This window comes from Streptomyces sp. NPDC005181 (assembly GCF_040608395.1).
GTDB lineage: Bacteria > Actinomycetota > Actinomycetes > Streptomycetales > Streptomycetaceae > Streptomyces.
On sequence record NZ_JBEXID010000249.1, the window covers coordinates 1 to 1,503 of the forward strand.

The 1,503-nt window shown below is 65.0% G+C and carries 1 protein-coding gene; it reads right to left on the reverse strand.

Features of this window, described 5'->3' with window-relative positions:
- Positions 1-89: 89 nt before the first annotated feature.
- Positions 90-1,337 (reverse strand): IS256 family transposase, encoded by a 1,248-nt coding sequence (locus tag ABZV38_RS40415; RefSeq protein WP_356333957.1) that lies wholly within the window; start codon positions 1,335-1,337, stop codon positions 90-92.
- Positions 1,338-1,503 lie beyond the last annotated feature (166 nt).

Sequence of the window (1,503 nt, forward strand, 5' to 3'; positions counted from 1 at the left end):
GAGGTTGTCAATTCCTTTGTGTATGTCGAGGTATGGAGCCTTGCTGGTCGGGCCACCGGCGGTGGTTACTTTCGGTGATCTTGCAGGGGTCAGAGGGGCAGTCGGCCGGGGAAGGCGAGCATGAAGTGGTTCATGGCGCGTTTCCAGCCGAGGGTGCCGGTGCCGCGGGTGCGGCCCTTGGGGATGGGGCCGTCGCCGTCGATGTGGCGGCCCTCGATGCGGCGGATGCCGAGGTAGAGGAGCTTGACGGCGGCGTCGTCGTTGGGGAAGTGCCCCCGGTTCTTGCTGATCTTCCGTAGCTGGGAGTTCAAGGATTCGATCGCGTTCGTGGTGTAAATCACGCGCCTGATCTCCCGGTCGAAGGCGAGGAAGGGGATGAACTCCTCCCAGGCACGCTCCCAGCTAGCCACCAGGGAGGGGTAGTTGTTGCCGTAGTTCGACCGGAGCTCGTCCAGGGCATGCAGGGCTTCGGACTCGTTGTTGGCGGTGTAGATCGGCTTGAGGGCGGCGGCGACCTTCTTGCGGTCGGTGTAGGTCACGTATTTCATCGACGCGCGGATCAGGTGCGTCACACAGGTCTGGACCATCGCCTTCTCCCAGACCGTGTTGATGGCCTCGGGCAGCCCGTTCAGCCCGTCGCAGCACACGATCAGGGCGTCCTTCAGGCCCCGGTTCTTCAGCTGGGTCAGCACGTTCAGCCAGAACTTGGCGCCCTCGTTCTCCTGCAGCCAGATCCCCAGCACATTCTTGATGCCGTCCGCGTCGACCCCGATGACCAGGTGCGCGGCCTTGTTGATGACCATGCCGCCGTCGCGGACCTTCACGTTCAGCGCGTCGATGTAGAGGATCGGGTAGACCTCGTCAACTGGCCGGTTCTGCCAGGTGGTTATCTCGTCGGACACCACATCGGTGACCTTGGAGATCAGGGCCGGGGACGCCTCGGTGCCGTAGACCTCGCGCAGGTGGGAGGAGATGTCGCGGGTGGTCATGCCGCGGGAGTACAGGGACAGGATCATGTCGTCGACCTGGGACAGACGCCGCTTGCCCTTGGGCACGATCACCGGATCGAAGTCCGCCTCCCGATCCCGCGGCACCCGCACGGTCACCGGACCCGTCGAGGTGCTCAGCGTCTTGGGGTAGGAGCCGTTGCGGGAGTTGCCCGACCCACGCCCCGCCGGGTCCCCGGTCTCGTAGCCCAGGTGGTCGGCCATCTCGGCCTGCAGGGCCCGCTCCAGCACCGCCTTCATCATCTGCTGCAGCAGACCGCCCGCCCCGTCGATACCGACCCCGGCCGCCTCCGCGTCCGCCAGCAGCTTGTCGATCGTCGCCGGCGACATCACCGACGCGAGGCGCCGCCCCGCCTCCTCACGGTCGTCACGGGACTCCACGCTCTGCATGAACTCGTTCATCAAGTCACTCACTGTGCGTCACATTCCTGGTGTCAGCCGGGGCCCGACCAGCACCCAACAAGATCATCTCTTACACAAGGAAGTGAACACCCTC